This window comes from Vibrio splendidus (assembly GCF_003345295.1).
GTDB lineage: Bacteria > Pseudomonadota > Gammaproteobacteria > Enterobacterales > Vibrionaceae > Vibrio > Vibrio splendidus_K.
This window is the reverse complement of the sequence record NZ_CP031055.1, coordinates 1,682,282-1,706,070: the sequence shown is the minus strand read 5'-3', so window position 1 is coordinate 1,706,070 and position 23,789 is coordinate 1,682,282. Positions and strand designations below refer to the sequence as shown.

Annotated in this window: 18 protein-coding genes; 10 read left to right on the top strand and 8 right to left on the bottom strand. The window is 43.1% G+C overall.

Translation table 11 applies throughout. From position 1 onward, the window contains the following. Window positions 1–265 precede the first annotated feature (265 nt). The 3 genes from DUN60_RS07565 to DUN60_RS07555 form a co-directional block, all read right to left on the bottom strand. Window positions 266–1,633, bottom strand: coding sequence for an MATE family efflux transporter (locus DUN60_RS07565; RefSeq protein ID WP_114633648.1), 1,368 nt, complete (start codon window positions 1,631–1,633; stop codon window positions 266–268). 148 nt (window positions 1,634–1,781) lie between these two features. After that, window positions 1,782–2,504 (bottom strand): FadR/GntR family transcriptional regulator, encoded by a 723-nt coding sequence (locus tag DUN60_RS07560; protein WP_004733529.1) that lies wholly within the window; start codon window positions 2,502–2,504, stop codon window positions 1,782–1,784. 183 nt (window positions 2,505–2,687) lie between these two features. Beyond that, window positions 2,688–3,464, bottom strand: a complete 777-nt coding sequence (locus tag DUN60_RS07555) for an SDR family NAD(P)-dependent oxidoreductase (protein ID WP_017092960.1) — start codon at window positions 3,462–3,464, stop codon at window positions 2,688–2,690. 341 nt (window positions 3,465–3,805) lie between these two features. Between DUN60_RS07555 and DUN60_RS07550 the strand changes: the two genes are divergently transcribed. The 3 genes from DUN60_RS07550 (at window position 3,806) to DUN60_RS07540 (ending at window position 7,331) form a co-directional block, all read left to right on the top strand. Continuing rightward, the gene (locus tag DUN60_RS07550; RefSeq protein ID WP_054547416.1) at window positions 3,806–4,525 is read left to right on the top strand and encodes a FadR/GntR family transcriptional regulator; all 720 of its coding nucleotides are present in this window, start codon (window positions 3,806–3,808) and stop codon (window positions 4,523–4,525) included. Between the two features lie 227 nt (window positions 4,526–4,752). Further along, window positions 4,753–6,615, top strand: a complete 1,863-nt coding sequence (locus DUN60_RS07545; RefSeq protein ID WP_065204762.1) for a DUF294 nucleotidyltransferase-like domain-containing protein — start codon at window positions 4,753–4,755, stop codon at window positions 6,613–6,615. After that, window positions 6,615–7,331 carry a 3'-5' exonuclease gene (locus tag DUN60_RS07540; protein WP_054547418.1) on the top strand — a complete coding sequence of 239 codons (717 nt, stop codon included), beginning with the start codon at window positions 6,615–6,617 and terminating at the stop codon, window positions 7,329–7,331. Before DUN60_RS07545 ends, DUN60_RS07540 begins: the two co-directional genes overlap by 1 nt. A 139-nt stretch (window positions 7,332–7,470) precedes the next feature. On the opposite strand, the gene DUN60_RS07535 is transcribed toward DUN60_RS07540, so the two are convergent. The 3 genes from DUN60_RS07535 to DUN60_RS07525 form a co-directional block, all read right to left on the bottom strand. Next, window positions 7,471–8,196, bottom strand: coding sequence for an oligogalacturonate-specific porin KdgM family protein (locus tag DUN60_RS07535; RefSeq protein WP_054547419.1), 726 nt, complete (start codon window positions 8,194–8,196; stop codon window positions 7,471–7,473). 868 nt (window positions 8,197–9,064) lie between these two features. Next, window positions 9,065–10,618 (bottom strand): methyl-accepting chemotaxis protein, encoded by a 1,554-nt coding sequence (locus DUN60_RS07530; protein WP_114633647.1) that lies wholly within the window; start codon window positions 10,616–10,618, stop codon window positions 9,065–9,067. Between the two features lie 428 nt (window positions 10,619–11,046). Continuing rightward, window positions 11,047–11,655 (bottom strand): toxin-antitoxin system YwqK family antitoxin, encoded by a 609-nt coding sequence (locus DUN60_RS07525; RefSeq protein WP_114633646.1) that lies wholly within the window; start codon window positions 11,653–11,655, stop codon window positions 11,047–11,049. 511 nt (window positions 11,656–12,166) lie between these two features. Between DUN60_RS07525 and DUN60_RS07520 the strand changes: the two genes are divergently transcribed. Together DUN60_RS07520 and DUN60_RS07515 are read left to right on the top strand one after the other, a co-directional pair. After that, window positions 12,167–13,939: a sodium:solute symporter family transporter gene (locus tag DUN60_RS07520; RefSeq protein ID WP_065204759.1), complete on the top strand. Its 1,773-nt coding sequence runs from the start codon at window positions 12,167–12,169 to the stop codon at window positions 13,937–13,939. Window positions 13,940–14,024: 85 nt separating this feature from the next. Further along, window positions 14,025–15,641 (top strand): polysaccharide lyase 6 family protein, encoded by a 1,617-nt coding sequence (locus DUN60_RS07515; RefSeq protein WP_114633645.1) that lies wholly within the window; start codon window positions 14,025–14,027, stop codon window positions 15,639–15,641. 159 nt (window positions 15,642–15,800) lie between these two features. Here the strand turns inward: DUN60_RS07515 and DUN60_RS07510 are convergent, their stop codons facing one another. Then, window positions 15,801–16,325, bottom strand: coding sequence for a peptide-methionine (S)-S-oxide reductase (locus DUN60_RS07510; RefSeq protein WP_114633644.1), 525 nt, complete (start codon window positions 16,323–16,325; stop codon window positions 15,801–15,803). Between the two features lie 236 nt (window positions 16,326–16,561). Between DUN60_RS07510 and DUN60_RS07505 the strand changes: the two genes are divergently transcribed. The 3 genes from DUN60_RS07505 (at window position 16,562) to tnaA (ending at window position 21,572) form a co-directional block, all read left to right on the top strand. Continuing rightward, entirely contained in the window at window positions 16,562–17,674 is a 1,113-nt protein-coding gene (locus DUN60_RS07505) for a YcjF family protein (RefSeq protein WP_244212213.1), read from the top strand. Then, complete coding sequence (locus DUN60_RS07500) at window positions 17,661–19,325, top strand: GTPase family protein (RefSeq protein WP_114633643.1); 1,665 nt, start codon at window positions 17,661–17,663, stop codon at window positions 19,323–19,325. The genes DUN60_RS07505 and DUN60_RS07500 overlap by 14 nt, the downstream gene beginning before the upstream one ends. Before the next feature lie 774 nt (window positions 19,326–20,099). Then, window positions 20,100–21,572 carry a tryptophanase gene (gene tnaA / locus DUN60_RS07495; protein ID WP_114633642.1) on the top strand — a complete coding sequence of 491 codons (1,473 nt, stop codon included), beginning with the start codon at window positions 20,100–20,102 and terminating at the stop codon, window positions 21,570–21,572. 121 nt (window positions 21,573–21,693) lie between these two features. On the opposite strand, the gene DUN60_RS07490 is transcribed toward tnaA, so the two are convergent. Beyond that, window positions 21,694–22,578 (bottom strand): LysR family transcriptional regulator, encoded by an 885-nt coding sequence (locus tag DUN60_RS07490; protein ID WP_054547442.1) that lies wholly within the window; start codon window positions 22,576–22,578, stop codon window positions 21,694–21,696. A gap of 272 nt (window positions 22,579–22,850) precedes the next feature. Here DUN60_RS07490 and DUN60_RS07485 point away from each other — a divergent pair, with 272 nt between their 5' ends. After that, window positions 22,851–23,090, top strand: coding sequence for a VPA0252 family protein (locus tag DUN60_RS07485; RefSeq protein WP_114633641.1), 240 nt, complete (start codon window positions 22,851–22,853; stop codon window positions 23,088–23,090). 241 nt (window positions 23,091–23,331) lie between these two features. Then, window positions 23,332–23,649, top strand: a complete 318-nt coding sequence (locus tag DUN60_RS07480; RefSeq protein ID WP_016767095.1) for a Dabb family protein — start codon at window positions 23,332–23,334, stop codon at window positions 23,647–23,649. The last annotated feature ends 140 nt before the right edge of the window (window positions 23,650–23,789 follow it).

The following is a 23,789-nucleotide window of genomic DNA, read 5'->3' as shown; positions in this document are numbered from 1 at the left end:
TAACCAATAAGCTAACTAGACGCAGTCCTTAAGGAATATTATCGAAGACCACTTAACCGATTGTTGAGTGGTCTTTTTGTTTTATATGAGTTTTAAGATGGCCTTGCTATTAATGTGACCTTGGTGACAATTTGACCTTGGTATCAAAGAGGGTGTACCTGAAGCCTACCAATGAAAAGTACAGCTAAAACAAAACAACCTTGTCAAAAGACAAGGTTGTTTTAGAAAGTTCGAGTAAAGCTCTGGTGGCAATTAGATACGGAGTTTAGTCATACATCAACTCTTTGGCTTTGTCGGCATCAAACTCTTTAAGAGACTTACGAGCCAAGTGACGGAATGGGAAAGCTTTAACTATCTCTTCGAATGGTTGGATAGCAAACGCCCAAAAGATAGAACCGTCTAATCCAAAGATGATCAATGCACACAATGGAATTGAAATTACCCATTGACCAGTAAAGTTGATTTTGAAGACTGCGGTCGTTTTTCCTAGGGCTCTTAATACATTCCCATGAACCGTGTTGTAGCCACGAACAATCGGTAAGAAGATGTAGAGTGGGGCGATAACGGCCAATGCTTGATAGGTAGACTCATCCAAGTTCGGGTAAATGTCACCAATAACCAGACTTAATCCTGCGAACAAGATTGCACACACAAAAGAAATGACAACCGCAATATCAATACTGGTATCGACATTTTTGACTAGGTCATCCATCTTTTTAGAGCCAATCGCTTGGCTGATAGTAATCGCGGAAGAGTGAGCCCAAGCAGTAATAAATTGAGAGACAGCCCTGATCCAAGGCATCACTAAAGTAATCGCAACATACGCGTTGATGTTAAGTTGCGAATACAGTAACTGATAAATCGTTGCGCCAATCAATAGCATGGTTACATTTGCTGCGACAGGGAATATCTCGATAAAGTGACGACGAACGTTTGTCATGAACTCAGATCGCTGGGCGTCTAATTTGAGTGAAATTGCTGAGCTCAAATACACGCAAAGAACCAGATACACAAGGCGAAGGGTGATAGCAATAACACTGCCTAGCGCGGCGCCTTGAACACCAATACCTTCGAAATTCGAAAAGCCGTGAATGAGTCCATAAGAAAGTACAGCGTTGATCGGCAATTCAATCAAATACCCTTTAAACGGTATTTTGGTTCTTCCTAATGCATTAAATAGGGCGATAATCACTTGCGTTAATGCTGTGAAAATGACGAGATACTTTGAGATATCAAGGTAGTGGCTAATTTCTAGGTAAAGGGCTTTATCGTCGGTTAAGGCTTGAATTAGAGGCTGTTCTAAAAAGGTGAGCAGAAACCAAAATATTGTCGCGATACCTAAGTTGATGAACAGACCTGCCCAAAACGCTTTGGATAATGAAGCGGTGATGCCAGAACCCACGGCGCGGCTCAATACTAGCTGAGTGCCGTTTGCCAGCGCCATTTGAATACCGAGTACAAAGGCAACCATAGTCGTCGCAATTCCCATGGCAGCCAAAGGTATTTCACCAAGAGGAGAAACCAGCAGTGTATCGATCATCAACATCGACTGCATCAATATACCGTTTAGGGCTAGGGGCCAGGCGAGAGAGAAATTTTTCCTTACATACGATTGTGTAGACACAAACAACACCTTATGTGTGTAACCGTAAGTTTTCTCTGAGAGGACCCGAGTTCAACATTTAAAGATGAAACACTACGGTAATGGATGGTTAAAAATGGGTGCTAAAACATGACTGACTCGTGTATTGGGATACACGAGTCAGTCTGGTCAATCTTGGTTATGCGATGGCTAATTCAACCCTAGACAGCTTTTGATTTTCATCATCAAGTAAAGCTTGAGAGGCTATTCGAGCCTGATTCGCATTGCCTGACATAATCGCGTCGTATATCGCTTTGTGCTCTTCTAAACAGAAACGACCGCCTTCGGCAGAGTGGTCGATAAATTGTTTGAAAATCGTCGACAGAATGTTCGCGAACGGAATGTAAAACTGGTTACCCGTCGATAAGAAAATCGTTTGGTGAAACAGATGATCGTTGGTTGTCCACTCTTGATAATCAAAGCCGTTTGCCGCGATAGTCATCTTTTGGAAAAGAATCGAAAGCTCTTTGCGTTGCTCTACCGTAGCGTTAGATGCCGCAAGCGCACATGCTTCTGGGTCAATCGCTTTTCTTAAGCCTAAGAATTGAGATAAGAAGGGTTTAGTGTCTTCTAAGTCTTGGATCCAATACAGTAATTGCGGATCTAAAAAGTGCCATTGCGTTCTTGGTTTGATACGAGTGCCCACTTTAGGCTTTGATTCAATCAACCCTTTTGCTGAAAGCAGCTTAGTGGATTCTCGAAGGGCAGTTCTGCTGACTCCAAAGATCTCGCACAGCTCCATCTCGCTAGGTAACTTCTGATTTTCTTTCAACTCGCCAGACAAGATTTTGCGAGCAATTTGTCTCGCGACTTGAACATGAATTCGGCGGCTTGAATCTTCCACCAATGTAAATATTGACATTTAAACCACCTGAAATTGAAACTTTGAAAACAAAAAAAGCCAGACGAATCTGGCGCTTAGTGTCAGTGTATACGTCTAATATAGTGTGAGGTTTTCCCTCATCTACTTGGGTCTGATGACCTTATTTAGTGTGACGATCTTAACGACTTTATATAACTTAATGAGTTTATATAAGTCAGCTAGCTAGGGCGTTATCTGTCCGCCGTTAACATCTAGGATTTGCCCTGTGATGTACCCGCTGCAAGCGTGCGATGCAAAGAAAGCAAATGAAGGGGCAACTTCATCAATATTGCCAAAGCGTCCCATTGGAATATTGTTAGCAATGGTCGCTTTCAGATCGTCGCTCTTGCCATCGTGAAATGCGGTGTCGATCGTGCCCGGTGAAACAATGTTGAAACGGATATTGTCTTGCGCGAACTCTTTCACCCAATTGCGGTGAATGTCGTGTAACCACGCTTTAGATGCGGCATAGATACCAGCACCCACACCACCGCCTTCGCGAGCGGCAATAGAGCCCGTGCTAATCACACACGATGTTTGCCCCGATAGAGCAGCAGATGCACGCAAGTGTGGTATAGAGAACTTAGTTGTCATCAGCGCGGATCGAACATTTAGGTTCATCACTCGCTCATAAAACTCGTCATCGATATTTTCTAGACTTGCACGCCCACCAAGGCCACCTGCGTTGTTAATCAACACATCCATGCCGCCAAAATGGTCGGTGAACTCTTTGACTAACCTTTCGCACTCTAATGTGTCCATTAGGTTTGCAGGAAAAAACGCAACATCGCCACCCAATGCGGTGAGTTCGGTAAGAACGTCATCGACTTTTGGGCTGAAAGCACGACTATTGATGCCAATCTTTGCGCCGTACTTTGCAAAAATGCGTGCAGTAGCTAAGCCCATACCAGCAGTAGAGCCAGTAATTAAAATGCGTTTGCCTTTTAAATCGTTAAACATCAGAGTCGCCTATATTGTAGATTATTTGCGTTAATAAATCATACAATAACACTTGCTATATTCAAGAGTGTTCATCTAAAAACTGATCATTACCGACATAAATAGTGAGAGTAAGAGTGGTTTTGTGAGTTCACGCATACAAAAATGTGTAAATAAGAACTATTTGTATGAATAAATGGATTTGTTTTGTTTGATGATCTTAACACTTACAAGATTATCAAAATAATGCTCAAGCCTATATTGGTCGTGACCTCACGTTATTATGATGCTGAGTTGGTAGAGATATTAATCGGTGTTATAGTACGAATTAAATAATACATATCTAATAAGTAAGTAGACACATGGCTGGTCATTTCAATTCTATTTCAGGCTCTAAGCGAAGCCTTCATGTGCAAGTTGCACGTGAAATCGCCCGTGGTATTTTGTCGGGCAATTTGCCTCAAGGTTCTATTATCCCTGGTGAAATGGCTCTGTGTGAGCAATTTGGCATCAGTAGAACAGCATTAAGAGAAGCGGTTAAGCTTCTTACTTCAAAAGGCCTATTAGAATCTCGCCCTAAGATTGGTACTCGTGTTGTTGACCGCGCGTTCTGGAACTTCTTAGATCCACAATTGATCGAATGGATGGACGGTTTAGCTGACACCGACCAATTCTGCCATCAGTTTTTAGGCTTGCGCCGTGCCATCGAACCTGAAGCTTGTGCGTTGGCCGCAAAATTTGCAACTGCGGAACAACGAATTGAACTATCAGAAATTTTCCAAAAAATGGTGGAGATATCTAGCGAAGAGATTCTTGATAAAGAGCGTTGGCTAGATATTGATATGAAGTTCCATAGCCTAATCTTCAACGCGACAGGGAACGACTTTTACTTACCATTCGGCAATATCTTGACGACTATGTTTGTTAACTTTATTTCTCACTCTTCTGAAGAAGGAAGTACCTGCATTGAAGAACACCGCCAAATTTATGAAGCAATCATGGCGGGGAACAGTGATAAAGCGCGTCAAGCATCAGCGAGTCACTTGCTAGAAACGAACCACAGGTTACCAATCGCTAGTTAATGGTTTTAAAAAGATTTTTACTTTGAATCTTTGTTGGAACTGGTTTATTGGAACTAAAAGGTACACCAGGAAAGCACGTTTAATACGTGCTTTTTTTATATCTAAATTTGATGAAAACCTGACCAGTGTCCAATATTTAACCTATTCTTTGCTGTTTTGTTAAAACCACTAGCAACTAGTCTCGTTAGTTATATAATAATACTAATCAAATTATTGCGAGTGTGATTATGCCTCAGTCTTTATTACCAAATATTCTTCAGTTTATCGGTCAGATAGACCCTTTCGATAAGATCCCTAAAGAAGCGCTGCGTGAACTTGCCTCTAATGTTCAGATAACTTACCTCGGCAAAGGGGATGTGGTTGATCTGTGTGAATCGGGCAAGGAAAAGTCGCTCTATATCATTCGAACTGGCTCTATGGAGCAACGAAAATCGGACGGTGTGCTTCGCGCACGTCTAGGTAGCGAAGACTTGTTCGGTTTTACATTCTTAGATTCTGAAGTTAACGACGAGAAAGGCTACAGAGCCATCGCAATTGAGAACACCTTACTTTATGTGATTCCACACTCGGCACTTCAAACGCTTTTCAAAGCCTTTCCAAGTTGCGCAGAACACTTCGCTTCACAGGCGCAGGTTCGCTTAAAGTCGGCATTGGATGTGGTGTGGTCAAATAAAGAGAAAGGCCTATTCATTCGTAAAGTCGAGGAAGTAGCAAGCGGGCAGGTGGCCATTGTTAAGTCTGAGCAAACCATCCAGTCGGTTGCGGTTGAAATGCTTCATCAACGCTCACCGTGTGCGGTGATCTATGAAGGTGACACCATTGTTGGTTTGATCACCGACCGAGACATGACTAAGCGAGTGATCGCCCACGGTGTCAGCACTGATAGCCTGATCTCAGAGGTAATGACACACTCTCCACTCACAGTGAAGCCGGATGATTTAGTGCTGCATGCTGCATCTATAATGATGCAATTCAATATCCGTAACTTGCCCGTCGTGAAAGAGAATAAGGTCGTTGGTCTCCTCACCACGTCTCACTTAGTTCAAAACCACCGTGTCCAAGCGATCTTCTTAATCGAGAAAATCAAATACGCGGGCAGTGTGAAAACCATGTCTTCGTTTACGCCAGAGCGACAAGCTATTTTTGAAGCGCTGGTGGAAGGCAAGGTTGCACCGGAAACCGTCGGTAAGGTAATGACCATGATCATGGATGCCTACACCCGCCGATTGATTCAGATCGCGATTGATAAGTTAGGCCCACCACCGTGTGATTTCTCTTGGATCGTAGCTGGCTCACACGCGCGTAACGAAGTTCACATGCTGTCGGATCAAGACAGTGCGATTGTACTGGCTGATGATGCGACAGACAGTGACCGTATTTACTTCAAACACTTAGCGATGATGGTGACCAACGGGTTGGCAAGCTGCGATTACCCGTTATGCCCAGGTAAATTCATGGCAGCGACGCCAAAATGGTGTCAGCCACTCAATGTTTGGAAGCACTACTATAAAAAATGGGTCGCAAACCCTGAGTACGAACGCCTACTCAACATCAGTGTGTTCCTAGAGATCCGTACTATTTATGGCAACAGTGAGTTCGAAGGCATTCTTCGTGATGAGCTGCATACGAATATTCGCGGCAACCGTGAGTTCCTAAGTACGCTCGTGAAAGATGCGGTCAATACCAATCCACCTTTGGGTATCTTCAACAGCTTGGTGTTAGAGAAATCGGGTGAGAACAAGAAAACCTTGAACGTGAAGAAATACGCCATCAACTTGATTATTGATTTAGCGCGTATTTATGGCCTTGCTGTAGAGTGCGACTTGTCAGCCACTGATGAACGTTTCGCTGCTGCCAATGAAAAAGGCATGCTGAGCGATGACGCATTTAAGAACATTCTGGGTGCTTACCAGTTCATTCTCTCTTTCCGATTTGGTCATCAACTTGAAGCGCTGAAGAACGGGGATGTGCCTGACAACAACATCAACCCAGACAGTTTTGGTAGCTTTGAACGTAAGCACTTGAAAGATGCCTTTAGGATCATTGCTGATCTCCAAGAGGCGGCGAAGATTCGTTTCGGAGCGCGCTAATGAGAGCATTGTTAAATTATTTTCATCCGCTTGAGCGAGTCAAGCGCAAGCGAAAACAATACCTAAACACGGTTAAACTGCCTGAAGCACTACACGATCTTGTTGAACAGCCGTGTCCAGAGATGGCGGACTTGGCCAAAGACAGTGACTATATCGTGTTGGATCTTGAGACCACGGGTCTAGACAGCGAACAAGATCTGATTCTGTCCATGGGTTGGGTCGATGTGGTCAAGGGGCGAATAGACTTAGCGTCCGCCAAGCATATTTACCTGGATAACGATTCGCAGATCAACGCCGAAACCGCTGTGATCAACCATATTACGCCGCAAATGTTGGAAGAGGGCGCTTCTATTCATGATGCGATGCTGACGTTCTTCGAAGCAGCGAAAGGCAAGATTATTGTCGCGCACGCGTGCATGGTAGAAGAGAGGTTCATTAGCCAATATCTTCTTCGTTGCTATGGTTTACGAGCGATTCCTTTGCTTTGGCTAGACACATTGTGTATCGAAAAGAGTATGGAGAAAGCGATCAGCAACCATCAAGAAGTGGATTTGACTCTAGCAGGCACTCGCCAAAGATACGGGCTTCCTGAATACAACAATCATAATGCGCTTGCTGATGCAGTATCAACTGCAGAATTGTTTTTAGCTCAACAAAAGAGAGTTGTGCCTAACGATGACGTGACCGTTGCATTTCTCTATCGGATCAGCCACTAGGGTGAGGAGCGTTAAGTACTCGGCTCTTATTTGAACGAATCGATTTGAAAGGAAAAAAAGCCAGCGATTAAGCTGGCTTTTGTTTAGGTCTAAGAAAATTAGGACAGTAATTATCTTAGATTATTTATATAGCTATCGATTAGAAGCTGTAAGTTAGACCAACACGGCTACGTAGTTCACGAGTCGCTTTAGTCGATGAAGTGCTCACATCACCAAACTCTACATATGGTGCCCATTGGCCCATCATGTGGCGAATACTTGCGTTCAACTCGTAGTTGGTGTCGTCGTTGTCGTAGATGTCATATCCATCCGCTTTGTAGTAGTTACCTTCTAAACCAAAGCGCCAGTTTTCCATTGAGTAGTTAACGTTTGCCGTTAGACGATGGCGGCGTTGGTTTTCAATGTTTTTCTCAACACCGACAATGTCACCATTACCGTCGAGCTCGTACTCAGTTGTGCTAGTATTTTGTCTCATATCGTAACGGTAACGTGCACTTAGGCTTAAACCGTCAATGCTATCCAATTTATATGTTGCACGAACTTGAGGTTTGTACGTAACACCAGATTCGCGACCTTCAATTGGCATACCGTAAGTCATTGTCCAGTTATCGTTTAGTACATGACGGTAATTTAGACCAAGCTCCCAACCGTTATTCTTCAAATCTTCCATGAATTTACCGTCTTCTCCCTTGAATTTCGCTTCGATATCTACAAGGAAGTTGCCAATGCTATCGCCCAGTTTTACACGAGTAGCGTGTTGATCTGTATGACTCTTGTATTCGTGTCTCATATCGAAAGACGCCGCAGATACAGAGCCAGCAGCGAGTACAGATGCCACCGCAATCACGATTTTAGTTTTATTCATGGTATTAATTCCATATTTATAGGTTGAGTATTGGCCATAATTACAAGCCAAATAGAGTAGTTCTTGTCTTCAATGCATTTTTTTGTTGAAACGATTTCTTTGCCATTTCAAATTTGTTTTGCATTTAAATAATACAAATATGCTAACGATTTGAAGGTGTATGATCTGTGAATTGGATCGTGTTGTGGAGACAAAACCACTATTTACAAAGGGTTACAAAGTTGGTTTTTCTAGGTAAGCTTATGATTTTTAGTGTTTTATTTGTCTGTTGATAATGGTTTTTAAGGGTTTTGTTCATCAATTAATGTGCGCTACAGCAAAAAATTGAATCTTTAGATGTCATTTTTATTTGTAATACATTATTATTTACTAACTTTCTGTAGCAACACATAACTTTGCTGTGTTGATTGCATGAACTGACGCTGCGAAGCGGATAAGTAAAAATGATTTAAAGGCTCAATGGTTAGAAAGGAAAATGGCTAAAAGCCAAAATACTTTAAACCGCTAGGCATTTGTTTTAGGTGTTATAGAGCTCGACCAGAGATGATTTGAAATGTAGTAGGCAAGGCAGTGACATAGCCTGCTATATAGATATGAACTTGATAGGAATGAACAGGGTTCGAATGGTTACCCGTTGTTCTTATTAGCGACAAAGAAGAAATCGTTGAAGTGCTTGCGAAAGCATTTTGATTATTGCTCCCAACTATTCTAATTATAACTTCTGCTTTCGTTTAGAAAGGTAGGAGACGGTAGTCGAAGATCTACCCTTGCGCTCATGTTGATACAGGCAACATGAGCGTTTTTTTATCTGAAATTTGAGTAGAGAGTCGTTTGAAGCGCAATAAGCGTGTAAGCCGCGGCTTAAGAGCTAGGCTTTTAGGTTAATGACAGCGCGTTCAAGTGAGTTTGTCTGTTCTACTACTGAAGTTGCAGAAGCGGCGTTTTTTGAAGCGCTCGTTACATTTGTCAGTGTCAGCTGTTTAATGGCATCTACGTTTTCGATGATCTCTGACGTAACTTCACTTTGCTCCTTCATAGCATTGGAGACTTCTAAACTGTTATTTAGAATGGTTTCCATGTCTGCGATAACCGATGTGATTCTTGAATGTGCCTTCTCACAAGAGTCGACACTGCTGTTACCTTTTTCACAACAATTTTGAATCGTGTTAACCACCATTTGGGTTTGATCTTGAACCCCTTGAATAATGGTTGAGATCTCTTCGGTTGAAAGCTGTGTTCTGCCAGCCAAGGTTCTCACTTCATCGGCGACGACCGCAAAACCACGACCTTGCTCTCCAGCGCGCGCTGCTTCAATAGCGGCGTTCAAAGCGAGTAGGTTGGTTTGTTCAGCAATGTCTTTAATCACTTCTAGTACGGTATTGATCTTTTCTGAGTGCACAGAAAGACGATTCACTTCTTCACTCGCACTCACTAAGTCAGTTGAAAGCGTATTGATTGTGTCTCTGGTGAAGGCCACATCGTTCAGGCCATCATTTGCCGTGGAGAAGCTGGTTTGTGCATTTGCTGAAGCATTTTCACTATTGGTCGCAACACTTTGGATATTGCTGCCCATTTGATTTATCGCGGTCGCAATATTTTCTGTTTGTCGTTGCTGCTTGTTTAAAGCGCTTTCCACTTCTATGCCGTCGTGTTGCAACTGGTTCGAAATGTTGCCGAGCTCTTGAATCGACCCTTGTACTTGACCAATAAGTTGACGAATATCTTCTAATACGGTGTTAAATGACTTGGCAATATCCGCAATTTCATCTGAACCGCTGTCTTCCGCTTTAACGGTAAAGTCACGTTGTTGGGATACGTGCAACATGGTTGCGTTTAACGAGGCTATCTTCTTAGCGACACGTGATGAGATCCCAAAGGATAAGGCCATCAGCAATACCGTGATGGCGATTACGGAACTCACAATAAACGTGGTAATGGTTTGTTGAATCGATTCGACCTGTTGTTCTAAACGACCTTCAACGTCGGTAAATATCGAGATGATATCTTCAAACAGCATTTTCATTTCTGATTTCAGTTCACTTACCTTTGTTGGGTTGCGTTCAATCGCGTCTACCATCAATGAAAAATCTTTGTCGTATTGTTTTACTTCTCGTGTCAGCTTGTCTAACTCTGGTACAGCAATGTCTGACTCTTTGAGTAAAACAGAGAAGCTATTCATCAACTGTTGAAAGTGTGAATACTCTTTGGCGAATTCAGGCTTGAGGGCTTTGTCGTGACTGATTAGAAACTCTAGTTCCGTTCGATTTAGTTGAAGCATCGAAACTTCAAGCGATTTCACCTCGATCAGGGTTTTCTCAAGTTTGATCAGCTTTAGGTTTGCCATTTCAGTGAATGAGACGACAACCAATAACGAAATAATGGATAAACAAGCAAGGCTAAAAAGGGAGGTTTTAATTTTCATAGGCAGGCACCAAAGCAAAACAATATGACTCAACAACGTATTTGGGAATCTCGTTTCTCTTATTTGCGTGATCAGTAGCTTACAAGCGGATAACTGGGATCTGACTCGCAACGGAAACGTTTGCTTACAGTATTTTATGGAAAGGTTATGCGCAAGTTAAATATTTATTATTTTCAATGACTATTGGTGATTGTTTTATCACTAGATGGAGTGCTGTAAATAATAACGAGAGATTGAGGTATAGTCGGACCTAAGTGATGAGGGGAAGTGGTAGAGAAAAGAGCAAGTGAAAAAGCCACGAACATTCACGCTTAGTCACATGAATGTTCGTTTCTCTTGTCGTGTATCTTGCTCTTGTTGCTTAATTGCAGACGGATTCGCTGCAGTCGTTTAGCTATATCAAACTCAGTGAGAGCTGCTCTTGAGGTTTAGCTTTCTGTGGGCATCCACACCTGTTTAGATGTGACTTTGTGGTCTTTAAAGGTCAATTCTTCAACCTTGTCTCCGTTAGTATTCCAACGAGTAAGTTTTCCGTTCGCGACTTCACCTTCATCAAACTTCGCTTGGCTAGCTTTATTACCGTTAGGGTAGTAGTCCGTTACCAATCCGTCTTTTTGCCCGTCACTGTATTCGGCTGTTAGGCTTTGTTCGCCATTCGGATACCAGCGAGAGGCAACACCCGACAGTTCATTGTCTTTATAGTTGAGCTCCGCTTTTTTCTGTCCGTTTGGATACCAGGTCTCGGCCTTACCTTGCAGCTCACCTTTAACGTAATTCACTTTAGAAGCGACTTGGCCATTCGGATACCAGTTGGTTTCTAACCCAAGTTCTAGGCCATCGGCAAATTGAGCTTGGGTCGCGACTTGGCCGTTATCGAACTTCTCTTCAAATTGACCAGTAAAGGGTTTTGAGTGGTTTACTTGATAAGCCACACCTTTGCGCATTTGTAAGTAGTCAACAGCATCATCGCTGGTGGCTGCATAGCTCATAGAAGATACCGTACTAAGAGCAATTAAGATTGGAACGTATTTCTTCATAATGACACCTTTTTAATGGACGAGGGGAAAGTGTAACTGGTGTGTTAAAAGCATTTCACTTCCGAGAACCACTGTCAGTATCTAATAATGGTTTTCAAATTTGCATTAATGACGGACGCATATAGGGAACTTTTCAGAGCAAGTTTTCATTTATATTTGTAATACAAATGTATCGATGTTATTCATTTTTATAAATTATATTTAGCGATATTTCTGTTGCTTTCCTTCGAGCTTTGATCGTGACGAATGATGGTTTTTGTCGATAATTATTCGGTTATTAGAGAGGTAGTTCATGTTTTTTGGGGTTTTTGTCGAAATTTAGTGCGGATGGCTGCACTCACTTGAGGAATTATGATCGCAGGCGGTGCAACTTTGAACTCGATCACTTGTATGATTAATTGAGTCTCGGACTGTAAGATCACTGTCACGCATTTGGATTATTGTAGTACAAATATGCTTGTCATCTATCTATAGTGAACCTAACAAAAAAACATAAATAAAAGGTCTCAAGATGGAACTCAATACCCTGATAGTTGGCATCTACTTCCTATTCTTAATTGCAATAGGGTGGATGTTCAGAACGTTTACAAGTACGACGAGTGATTACTTCCGTGGGGGAGGTAATATGCTGTGGTGGATGGTAGGTGCAACCGCATTTATGACCCAGTTCAGTGCGTGGACATTTACTGGTGCAGCAGGTAAAGCCTTTACTGATGGCTTTGCAGTAGCGATTATCTTCATCGCTAACGCATTTGGTTACTTGATGAACTACCTATACTTCGCTCCGAAGTTCCGCCAACTGCGCGTTGTGACGGTTATTGAAGCGATTCGTATGCGTTTTGGTAAGGTTAATGAGCAAGTGTTTACTTGGTCGGGCATGCCAAACAGTGTTATCTCTGCGGGTATCTGGCTGAACGGCCTTGCGATCATCGCATCGGGTATCTTCGGCTTTGACATGACGACAACGATTATCCTAACGGGTTTGGTTGTATTGGTAATGTCAGTAACAGGTGGCTCATGGGCAGTAATCGCATCTGACTTTATGCAGATGGTTATCATTATGGCAGTGACCGTAACGTGTGCTGTAGTAGCGGTCTACCACGGTGGCGGCGTTACACAAATCATCAATGACTTCCCAACCGATTCATTCATTACGGGTGATAACCTTAATTACCTAAGCATCTTCAGCATCTGGGCAGTGTTCATCTTCTTGAAGCAGTTCAGCATCACGAACAACATGCTGAACTCTTACCGCTATCTTGCAGCGAAAGACTCAAACAACGCACGTAAAGCAGCTTTACTTGCCTGTATCCTGATGACGCTTGGTCCAATCATTTGGTTCATGCCTTCTTGGTTCATGGCTGGTCAAGGTGTTGATTTAGCAGCCGCTTACCCTGAAGCTGGCAGCAAAGCCGCTGATTTCGCATACCTTTACTTCGTTCAAGAGTACATGCCAGCAGGTATGGTTGGCCTTCTGATTGCCGCGATGTTCGCTGCAACCATGTCTTCAATGGATTCAGGTCTAAACCGTAACTCAGGTATTTTTGTTAAGAACTTCTACGAGCCGATTCTTCGCCCTAAAGCGACAGAGAAAGAGCTAATGGTCGTTTCTAAACTCACGTCTACTTTCTTCGGCATCGCTATCATCTTGGTTGCACTGTTCATCAACTCGCTTAAAGGTCTGAGCCTTTTCGACACCATGATGTACGTGGGCGCGTTGATCGGCTTCCCAATGACAATTCCAGCATTTTGTGGCTTCTTCATCCGTAAAACACCGGATTGGGCAGGCTGGGGCACGCTAGTTGTCGGTGGTGTGGTTTCTTACTTCGTTGGTTTCGTTATCACTGCTGACATGATCCAAAACTGGTTCGGTCTGAATGAACTGACAGGCCGTGAATGGTCTGACCTAAAAGTGGCTATCGGTCTTATCGGTCACATCATATTTACTGCTGGCTTCTTTGTTCTTTCAACGCTGTTCTACAAGCCATTACCGGCGCACCGTGAGAAAGACGTAGACAAGTTCTTCAACAACCTAGCGACACCATTAGTTGCTGAAAGTAATGAACAGAAGAAACTGGATAACAAGCAACGTCGTATGTTGGGTTCACTTATCGCGGTAGCGGGTGTGGGCGTAATGACTATGTTTGTACTGCCAAACCCAATGTGGGGACGCATGGTATTCGTTCTGTGTGGCTTGATTGTGTTCTCTGTTGGTCTGTTACTTGTTAAAGCAGTCGATGACAAAGTCGAGCAACAAGACGAAGTGACTCCAGCCGAAGGCTAATTTAATACGCATCCTAAATAACATCACGGCCACCTAAATGGGTGGTCGTCATTTTTATAATCCAAACTTTAATGTGAGATGTACGATGAACAAAAAACTATTATCGGTAAGCATTATTAGCGCGTTTACGTTAGCTTTCGCGACAGGCTGCACGACTCAAGAAAAAGCAGCTCCCGTGGTCAGCATGGCTGAACAAGCGGTACCTTCGATCAGCGAAATCGACCGTAGTTACTTATTGAGTAGTGACCGCTTAACTGAGGTGGATGGCAATACAATAAACGTTGCATCAGAAGAGCAAGTAGCCGCGCTTAAAGCACAATTTGAAAACCTAAAAGATGGCGACGAAGTTGTTATTCCTAACGGTAAATACGCGAACTTAGGTCAAATAACTATTACCGCGAATGACATTACCGTTAAAGCAGAGCAAGCCGGTTCTGTATGGTTAACTGGCCTAGTTCAGTTTGAACTTAAAGGTGATGACATCACGCTAGATGGCTTGGTCTTTACCGAAGGTGGTCCAAACGAAAGATTTGGCGGCGTTCGAATGATGGGTGACAACAACACTTTACAAAATTCAACCTTTTACTACTTTAACCACGCTTATGAATATCAACCCGATGAGCGTCGTTCTGAATACCCGAGATACCTGTGGGTTTCTCTGTGGGGTAAAGACGGCAAAGTGATCAACAACCGCTTTGAAGGCAAACAAAAGCGCGGTACGTTGATTGGTGTACAGAAAGATGATTCTGCAGACAATCACTTGATTGCTAATAACATCTTCATGGATCAGAAACCGAATCAGTTTAATGAATTCGACATCAAAGAAGCGATTCGTTACAACGGCAACAGCTGGGAAGCATTTCGTATTGGTGATTCAAAATCCTCTCAGTGGGATTCCAATTCAAAATTCGTGAATAACTTGATGATCGACATGGATGGCGAGCGCGAGCTTGTCTCAGTTAAGTCGGGTGGCAACACAATTTCTGGTAATACAATTTTTGAAAGTTCTGCTTTGATTTCTTTGCGTCATGGTAAAGGAAGTAGTGTTGAAAATAACATTATTCTAGGTAATAAAAAGAACTTAACTGGTGGTATTCGAATCTATGATGAAGACCATGTTATCCGTAATAACTACATTGCGAATACACGTGGACGTGACGGTGTAATTGAAGGCAATGCTGACCTACGTGGTGGTATTGTGATTAATACAGGTATCATTGATGTGGCAAACGGCGAAGAGCTAGATCAGTCGGTTAAAGGCAAAGAGCTTAACAAACAGTGGACGCCTAAAAACATCACCATTGAGAACAACTCATTGGTTGATACACAGTGGGGCATTATCTATGGCAATCAAACTCACCGTGTGAGCCTGTTCAATAATGCCGAAGTTGAAAAGATTTATGCCGGTGTTGATATCGCGTTTAATCATAACGTTGTCGACAATTCAGAGTCTCCAGAGTTTGTCAGTGTTCGCGCAACGGAAGATTACCCGTTAGTGGGTGCAACGTATGACAATGAAACATATGTTGGCCAAGTGACAGCATCTGAGCAGATTTCGAGCTACTCGGTTGAGCTGCCAAAAATGACGGTTGAGAATGGCATTAACGCTTACCAAGGCGAAGGTGCAGACGTGTCTAAACTTGCGGTCGTGACGGCTGAAACGGCGGGTCCAGATTACGTGCTTGAGAATACGACTAAGTAACTTATTGCTAAATGCTAAACGCTTAATGGTTTGAGCTATCAAACAAATTTACGATAGCTGTCTGGGTCATTAAAACTTAAAAAGCCTCAACGGGTAATGCCTGTTGAGGCTTTATCGATCTTACGTCGTGACCATCTCAATCTTACGTCGTGACTACTGTTATTTATACTTATGCAGCAGATCCCAAGGAATATTGCACAAGTGGTGGTCTTCAGGGAACTGGCTAAGGTGATGCTGGTGGATATCATCACTGGCGGCATAACTGGTCAATGGCAGGATCTCGAGAGCGATTCGGTCTGCATCATCACGAGAGGTAATATAGCGCTCAGCTTCAGTTAAGTGCAGGGCATTAGTGCTGTAAACACCAGTGCGATATTTCTCACCCACATCGACGCCCTGTTTATTGACGCTGTATGGGTCGATGATCTCAAACAGATGTCCCATCAGAATGGTTACTGAAGTGATGCTTGGGTCAAACTCTATCTGGACACACTCCGCGTAGCCATCATAGCCACTATTATTTGATGTACCGTTTTCCGTTGTATTACTTTTTACGGCATCGATTTTTGTCTGTGCGGAGTTTCCATTCGCACGGCCTGCTTCTGTGCTGATGACACCCGGAACGTATTTGATAAATTCTTGTACACCCCATAAGCAACCGCCCGCCAAATAGATTTGTTCCATACTTACCTTTTACTTCTCTGTGTTTGTTGTTCATTCGATGCGTGAATCAATATAGTGATACACGCACGTATAAAAAAGCGTGTAGACAAAATAAGTGTGCACATAAAAACAAGTGTTTAGGTATTGTAAACCTGTGCGACTGAACAAACATAAGTCTAATAGGATTTGTGATTATATAAGCTAGTATTGCGTTGTCACCACCCCGAATTTCAAGATTAAGTGAGCGTTAGCCAACCATGTTTGATCAAATAAAAGATTTCATCAATCCGAGTAAGAATCCAGACCTCACACAGGCTCAGGAATACCAACGTCAGCATCTGCCGACGCTGTGGCTGTTGGGCAAAACGGGAGCGGGCAAGTCATCGTTTATTCAAGCGGTCACGGGTGATTCCTCTATTGAAGTGGGGAATGGCTTTGCTCCATGCACTATGACGGCAATGTCGTATGAGTTTCCTCAAATTAAGCCGGTAATGCGATTCCTCGATACCAGAGGGTTGGGTGAGGCGGATTATGATCCTAAAGAGGATCTAGAAGAGATCGGCCAAGCGGGTAATGCGTTAGTCGTGGTGATGAAAGCCGATGAGCCTGAACAGTCTGCCGTACTTACAGCTCTGAAACAGATTAAGAAGCAAAAGAAAATTAAACACTTGTTGCTTGTTCATACTGCAGTGTTGTCTTCCAATGAAACAGACCGCGCAAGACAAATTCAGTTCAACATCAATCAAGTAGAGAAGGCTTGGGGTAAGGGGCTTGAGTCAGTAGCAGTGGATTTCGAAACGGATGACTTGAGTAATAACAGTGGCTCAGTTTACAACTATGACGTTTTGTTAGAAAAGCTGACCAACATCCTTCCTGTTATTGGAATGATGGTGGTAGACAAAGAGCATTCCACTCAAGAAGAAGCCAACTTTGACCAAGTCGAAAACGAAGTGCTTTGGTACGCGGGAAGCGCAGCGGCGAGCGACCTGATTCCGGGTGTTGGCTTAGTGTCTGTACCTGCGATTCAAGCGAAAATGCTCCACAGTTTGGCGAACCAATATGGGGTCGAATGGAACAAGAGAGTCTTCAGTGAGTTGATAGGCACTTTGGGAAGCAGCTTTGCTTTGCAATACGGAATGAAGCTAGGCACTCGACAGCTGATAAAGTTGATTCCGGTTTATGGTCAAACGGTCGGAGCGGTTGCAGCCGCCGCCATGAGTTTCGGTACCAGCTATGGTTTAGGTCGCGCGGCTTGTTTTTACTTCTATCATAAGAACAAAGGCGAAGAAGTCTCTGAGAAAGAGATGCAAAAGATTTACAAAGAATCCCTGAAAAAAGGTAAGGCGGCGTCGGGCTATGAAGAAAATTAGAAACCTATTTCGATTATTGGCGGTTCTGTCTAGTGGACGTTGGGGCATTGCTCTGATTTCGGCCATCTTCCCTAGCATCATCATGATGGCCTTTGGTCTTTTCTTGGCGATCAAATATGGCTACCTATTGGAAATGTCGATTGCCATTGCGGTGAGTACCTTGGTGTTCACGATTCCTTTATTCATTTCTAGCCGCTCTTCGCGTAAATCAACTTATAGCGACTCTTCTTCACATGATGAAAGTGATGTTCAACCTGAAGCCGGAGCATCGCCCAAGAATTCAGACATCAATGATGCGTTGGTCAAAGCGTCCGATGAATGGTCTCAAGCAGAGCTATCAATCTGGAACGACTCGAAACACCATGTACGACAACAATTAATGGTCGACATCGAGTGGGGTAATCTCGACCAAACCGGTATAGAGGTACTTGAGTTCGTCGCCAAAAAGTTTGATAAGAAATCACTCGATTTTTCAATCCCTGAAGGGCTGAAGCTGTTTGAAGAAGTGAGCCGACGATACAAGTTAGTGGTACGGGAACATATACCGGGAATTGAGTATCTTAAGGTTTCCTATATCAAAGCGGGCTACGAAGCCTATGACAAGTACGGTGAGCTAGGGCAGAAGATCGTTAAAGCCGCTATCTGGGGCAATCACCTTAAGAATCTGTATTTGAACCCGCTAAAAGTTGTTTCTGATTTAGGTCGAGAGCAAGCGACATCATCTATGACCAAAGGCGTGGTGGATGACATGCAATACGCCGCGAAACAAGCCTTACTCGATGAGGTGGCCGCGGTAGCGATTGATCTCTATAGCGGTCGATTCAGCATTGAAGATGAAGCATTAAGAGCGTCTGATGTTTCTGAAATAGATGAACAACGCTTTGCACCAGAATTAGAGCCAGTAAGAATTGTGCTGGTGGGGCAAACAAGCTCAGGTAAATCGTCACTGATTAATGCGCTCAAGCAGGAGCTCGTTGCCGAGGTGGATGTATTGCCATCAACCGACACTTCAACCGTATACAACGCGTTTGTCGATGACAATGATGTTCGAGTGGTTGATCTTCAAGGGCTGGATGGCAATGCCAAAACCGAAGCTCTGATGCTTAAAGAGATGACCCAAGCCGATGTTGTACTTTGGGTTCTTAAAGCCAATCAATCGGCTCGTGAACTGGATAAGCAATTGAAGGGCAAGTTTGATGCTTTTTATGACGATCCTAAAAACATCTCACGCAAGAAGCCGATAGTTGTCTCGGTTGTCAATCAAGTAGATAGGTTAAAGCCTGTCGATGAGTGGCAACCTCCGTATGATTTAGAGAACCCAACATCGGCCAAAGCAAAGATCATTGCTCAAGCACTCGAATACAACCATATATTGCTGCAGTCTGATATCGTGTTGCCGCTCGCTATTGCGCCAGAAAAGACGATTTTTGGCTTAGAAGCACTCAAGCAGATGCTAATCGAAGGCATAGCTGATGCTAATAATGTGCAAAGAAACCGCCAACGTTTGGAGGCAATGAAACGGGGAACGTCGGTTAAAGGTCAACTGAACAAAGTAGTGAAGGCCGGTAAGAAGGTCGCACCAAGTGCACTGAAAGCTGCGACACCGAAGTTGGCTGAAATGGCGATTAAACAAGTGGTTAAGAAGAAGTAAGTCATTCACTGCGAATACGGTTCTGGTGGGGGGCTTGAGGCTCATCAGAACTTAGCTATTCTAGGTCGGCGAGTTTTAGTGCTTGGCTTTATTAGATGAGAGCTTTTTAGAAAACAACCATCTTCGCCCCTTATTAGATAAGTATTGAGTTTAAAAGAGATTCGATATTATTAAGTAACTCAACGAACTAGTTTAATAGTATATAAACTGATGGGATTCACAGTTTATATGACACGCTATGGTATTTAATTGCCATTCTAAATATTGATCACATTTATACTTTCTTTCGCTGTATTTATAAAACAATTACACTATATTTAAATTTCGGATCACCTTGATTTCAACGTAGGGATATATTGTGAACATGTATCTGAAATGGCAATCAACCACATGGCTAACCTTGTTAGCTTGGTATACTTTAGATCACCAGCTCTCGTTTCACCTTTCTTCAGAGTAGTACCCTCTAGGCGTCACGCGCCAGCAGAGCCCTTGAGCTTTGCCAATCCTGTTAATTTTGTCTTTAAGAAGCTTCGTAACCCATGCGGCCGCTATTTGTGTTGTTGTGCATGAAGTTCTTATCTATTCGTTATTATTAATTGGATCCTAATCAATACGTTATTGATTAAATAAATTATTTCTAGCTGTTAATTTTTCATCGTAATTATTACGAGAGTGATCGTGCGTTAAATTAAATTAATGGTGATGACTCGTGACATTTAAAAATAATGAATTTGGCTTTTCCCGTTTAGGCTGAATTTGTTGAAAGGTACTATTATGGAAAACTTCAAGCATCTACCAGAACCGTTTCGTATTCGCGTTGTAGAACCAGTAAAAAGAACAACCTCTGCATATCGTGAGCAAGCCATTGTTGACGCGGGCATGAACCCATTCTTACTGGATAGTGATGATGTGTTTATCGACTTACTGACCGACAGTGGTACAGGTTCTATCACCCAACGCATGCAAGCTGCGATGCTAATGGGTGATGAAGCTTACAGTGGTAGCCGAAGTTACTATGCGTTGGCGAATGCAGTGAAAGATATTTTTGGTTACCAACTGACGATTCCAACACACCAAGGGCGTGGAGCCGAGCAGATCTACATTCCTGTTCTTATCAAGAAGCGTGAAATGGAGAAAGGACTCGATCGCAGCAAAATGGTCGCCCTGTCTAACTATTTCTTCGATACAACACAAGGTCACACTCAAGTGAACTGTTGTGTAGCGAAAAACGTCTACACCAAAGAAGCGTTCGATACTTCAGTGAATGCCGACTTTAAAGGCAACTTCGACGTTGTGAAACTGGAAGAAGCGATCTTAGAAGCGGGCGCTGCCAACGTTCCTTACATCGTGAGTACCATTACCTGTAACTCGGCTGGTGGACAGCCAGTATCAATCGCGAACTTGAAAGCTGTGTATGACGTGGCTCAGAAGTACGATATTCCAGTGATTATGGATTCTGCACGCTACGCTGAAAATGCCTTCTTCATTCAACAGCGCGAAGCGGGTTATCAAGATTGGACAATCGAGCAAATCACGCGTAAGTCTTACAAATACGCGGATGGCTTAGCTATGTCTGCTAAGAAAGATGCGATGGTGCAAATGGGTGGCTTGTTGTGCTTCAAAGACGATTCTTTCATGGATGTGTACACAGAGTGTCGAACACTGTGTGTAGTTCAAGAGGGCTTCCCAACCTATGGTGGCTTAGAAGGTGGCGCGATGGAGCGTTTAGCCGTGGGTCTATACGACGGTATGCGTCAAGATTGGTTGGAGTACCGCATTGGCCAGGTTCAATATCTCGTTGATGGATTAGAAGCAATGGGTATCGTGTGTCAGCAAGCAGGCGGTCATGCCGCATTTGTCGATGCGGGTAAACTGCTTCCACACATTCCTGCTAGTCAGTTCCCCGCACATGCTTTGGCGTGCGAACTGTACAAAGTGGCAGGTATTAGAGCGGTTGAGATTGGTTCATTGCTGCAAGGCCGCGACCCAGCGACAGGTGAACAGCACCCATGCCCTGCGGAGCTATTGCGTCTTACTATTCCAAGAGCGACGTACACACAAACCCACATGGACTTCATCATCGAAGCATTCGAGAAAGTAAAAGAGAATGCAGGGAAAGTAAAAGGGCTCGACTTTACCTATGAACCGCCTGTGTTAAGACACTTTACAGCGCGCTTGAAAGAGGTAGAAACCGTTGAAAAACATACAGAAAAAAAGAATGAACAAACGCTCGAAGAAGCATTTTAAAATAAAAACATAAGCGAATAGTCACTAGAAACATAATCAAAGGCTCCCCCGGGAGCCTTTTCTTTTGCGGAAGTCTGGAAGTGAAATCGTGGGCGGTTGAGCATGAGCGGATTGATTGAGGCTACGCTTGTTTGTTTTTCAGGGTCGACTTCAACATTTGGAATAACCACTGATTCAATGGAGCATCTTTCTGAGAACGACGGCAACTCATCACGTAACTCACATCAATCGTGAGCTTTTCTGGTAAATCAATGCTGCGACACCCTTCTGGCACACTGCCATCTAGGGTGATTCCAAAATAATCGGATTTCAGCACAATATCGTGGATCATTGCGGGGTGATCGGCTTCCACTTTTGGATCGACATGAAATCCGATATTTCGAAGGCGATCGAGAATAGGGTATTTATTGTCATTCCAGCCCGGGGTTTTAAATAAGATGATTGGATAGTTGACGAGCGATTTAAAGCTTTGTGCTTTATGATCTTCTCTCACAAAGAATACGACTTTTCCTTTTCCAATCTCTTTCTGTGAAATGGACTGCGGCAGGCTTTCATCAAAGTAGTGAACGGCTATTGCGTCTTCACCCTCGATGATTCTGTTTTTTACATTAGTGCTCCATCTCTCCAGTGAGAAGCGAACATGCGGGGCTCCTTTACTCAGAGTGAGGTAAAGCTTAGAACCAAAGCGCTCCCAAAAAAGTGTATTGGCGTAGATTTTTACATCTCCCTGATAAGATACAGGGCAGAACTCTTGATGCTTTATCGCCTCGACACTGCTTAGTATCTGCTCAAAATTATCAATATTGTTTTCAATAAATGTCGTTGGTTCGAACCCATGCTTGGTTTGAATGAACAGTGGGTCGTCCAGTTGTACTCTTAATTTCGAAAGGTTCTTACTGATCGCCCCTGGGGTTTTTCCTAGCGATTCTGCAACTAAGCCAACATTACGAAGCTCATACATACGTTTGATGACCAAGATATTCTGAATATCGAGATTGATGTCCACAAGCACTCCGAATTGCTTAGATGATAACGATGCTAATCTTTGGCGCAGTGAAAGCCTAAAGACCATCTGACTCTAATATCATAATCATCACTGCCAGCTTTTAAGACAGCACAACGTCAAGATGTGAACTATTTCTTTGATTTATCAACGAGTTTCCATTTAGTAAATATTGGTTTTCCTCGAAAAGCTGATATTCGGTTGTTAAAGTTATTTCAACAAAGAAACTCAACAACCAAACAAATATAATATTAAAAAATCATAAGAGGTGATGTATGAAAAAGTTAATCGCACTAGGCTTGATGGCTATCTCAATGAATACTGCTTTTGCTGCTGATGGAACTTATACAGGAACCATCGATATGACAAGAAGCGAGGGTAATCAGGTAAACGCAGAGCGTGTAGAGTCTAACCCTACTCTTGAAGGAAGAAATGAAGCGGCTAATGGTGGAATAAAATTCCAAAAGAACGTTGATCAAGACCAAGCGATCCAGTTGAATGGCCGCCGAGATTAATGTATTAACCTTACTATCATTGTCATAAGAAATGCTGCGCCCTCGGGTGCAGCATTTTTTGTTTTGGGATTTGGAGTGTTTTATAAAACCTAGTGATCTAGCCTTGGCATGTTGTGTAACGTGTGGCATTTTGTTCTCTAACTCTAACTCTAACTCTAACTCTAACTCTAACTCTAGTTCGCTATTAGGTGTTGGTTAAGCATTACAAGCCAGTAAGCGAACGATTCGAAAAGGACTAGGAATGACTCAAAAAGAAACGGGAATGATTCGTCATATTCTACTGATTAAGTTTAAAGAAAACGCAGAGGCTTCAGAGGTTCAAAAACTAAAGATGCTGTTTGAAGCGATGCCAAACAAGGTTGACGGGGTAACTTCAGTAGAGTGGGGGTTAAATGATAGCCCAGAGAATAAGAACCAAGGTTATACCCATTCAGTTTTAATGACGTTTACGGATGAAAAGGGGCGTCAGAACTATCTTCCACATCCAGAGCATGATGCGCTGAAAGATGTATTTCGTCCGCTGTTAGACGACATCATCGTGTTTGATTACTCTCTATAATTGGTCCTCTCTGCATGCTCCCTAAAGCCTAAAGCGATAAAAGCGTATATACCTAAAGTTTATTTACACGAGGTATATACGCTGAGTCATCTCGAATAACGAAGCGTTAGGGCTTGTGTGGCAGAGCCCTAACCGAGAAA

Coding starts and splice junctions, on each gene's coding strand:
- DUN60_RS07535 (WP_054547419.1), bottom strand. CDS start 8,196: ATGAATAAAACTAAAATCGTGATTGCGGTGGCATCTGTACTCGCTGCT.
- DUN60_RS07515 (WP_114633645.1), top strand. CDS start 14,025: ATGAACAAAAAACTATTATCGGTAAGCATTATTAGCGCGTTTACGTTA.
- DUN60_RS07525 (WP_114633646.1), bottom strand. CDS start 11,655: ATGAAGAAATACGTTCCAATCTTAATTGCTCTTAGTACGGTATCTTCT.
- DUN60_RS07540 (WP_054547418.1), top strand. CDS start 6,615: ATGAGAGCATTGTTAAATTATTTTCATCCGCTTGAGCGAGTCAAGCGC.
- DUN60_RS07505 (WP_244212213.1), top strand. CDS start 16,562: ATGTTTGATCAAATAAAAGATTTCATCAATCCGAGTAAGAATCCAGAC.
- tnaA (WP_114633642.1), top strand. CDS start 20,100: ATGGAAAACTTCAAGCATCTACCAGAACCGTTTCGTATTCGCGTTGTA.
- DUN60_RS07520 (WP_065204759.1), top strand. CDS start 12,167: ATGGAACTCAATACCCTGATAGTTGGCATCTACTTCCTATTCTTAATT.
- DUN60_RS07550 (WP_054547416.1), top strand. CDS start 3,806: ATGGCTGGTCATTTCAATTCTATTTCAGGCTCTAAGCGAAGCCTTCAT.
- DUN60_RS07480 (WP_016767095.1), top strand. CDS start 23,332: ATGACTCAAAAAGAAACGGGAATGATTCGTCATATTCTACTGATTAAG.
- DUN60_RS07545 (WP_065204762.1), top strand. CDS start 4,753: ATGCCTCAGTCTTTATTACCAAATATTCTTCAGTTTATCGGTCAGATA.
- DUN60_RS07555 (WP_017092960.1), bottom strand. CDS start 3,464: ATGTTTAACGATTTAAAAGGCAAACGCATTTTAATTACTGGCTCTACT.
- DUN60_RS07510 (WP_114633644.1), bottom strand. CDS start 16,325: ATGGAACAAATCTATTTGGCGGGCGGTTGCTTATGGGGTGTACAAGAA.
- DUN60_RS07485 (WP_114633641.1), top strand. CDS start 22,851: ATGAAAAAGTTAATCGCACTAGGCTTGATGGCTATCTCAATGAATACT.
- DUN60_RS07530 (WP_114633647.1), bottom strand. CDS start 10,618: ATGAAAATTAAAACCTCCCTTTTTAGCCTTGCTTGTTTATCCATTATT.
- DUN60_RS07560 (WP_004733529.1), bottom strand. CDS start 2,504: ATGTCAATATTTACATTGGTGGAAGATTCAAGCCGCCGAATTCATGTT.
- DUN60_RS07500 (WP_114633643.1), top strand. CDS start 17,661: ATGAAGAAAATTAGAAACCTATTTCGATTATTGGCGGTTCTGTCTAGT.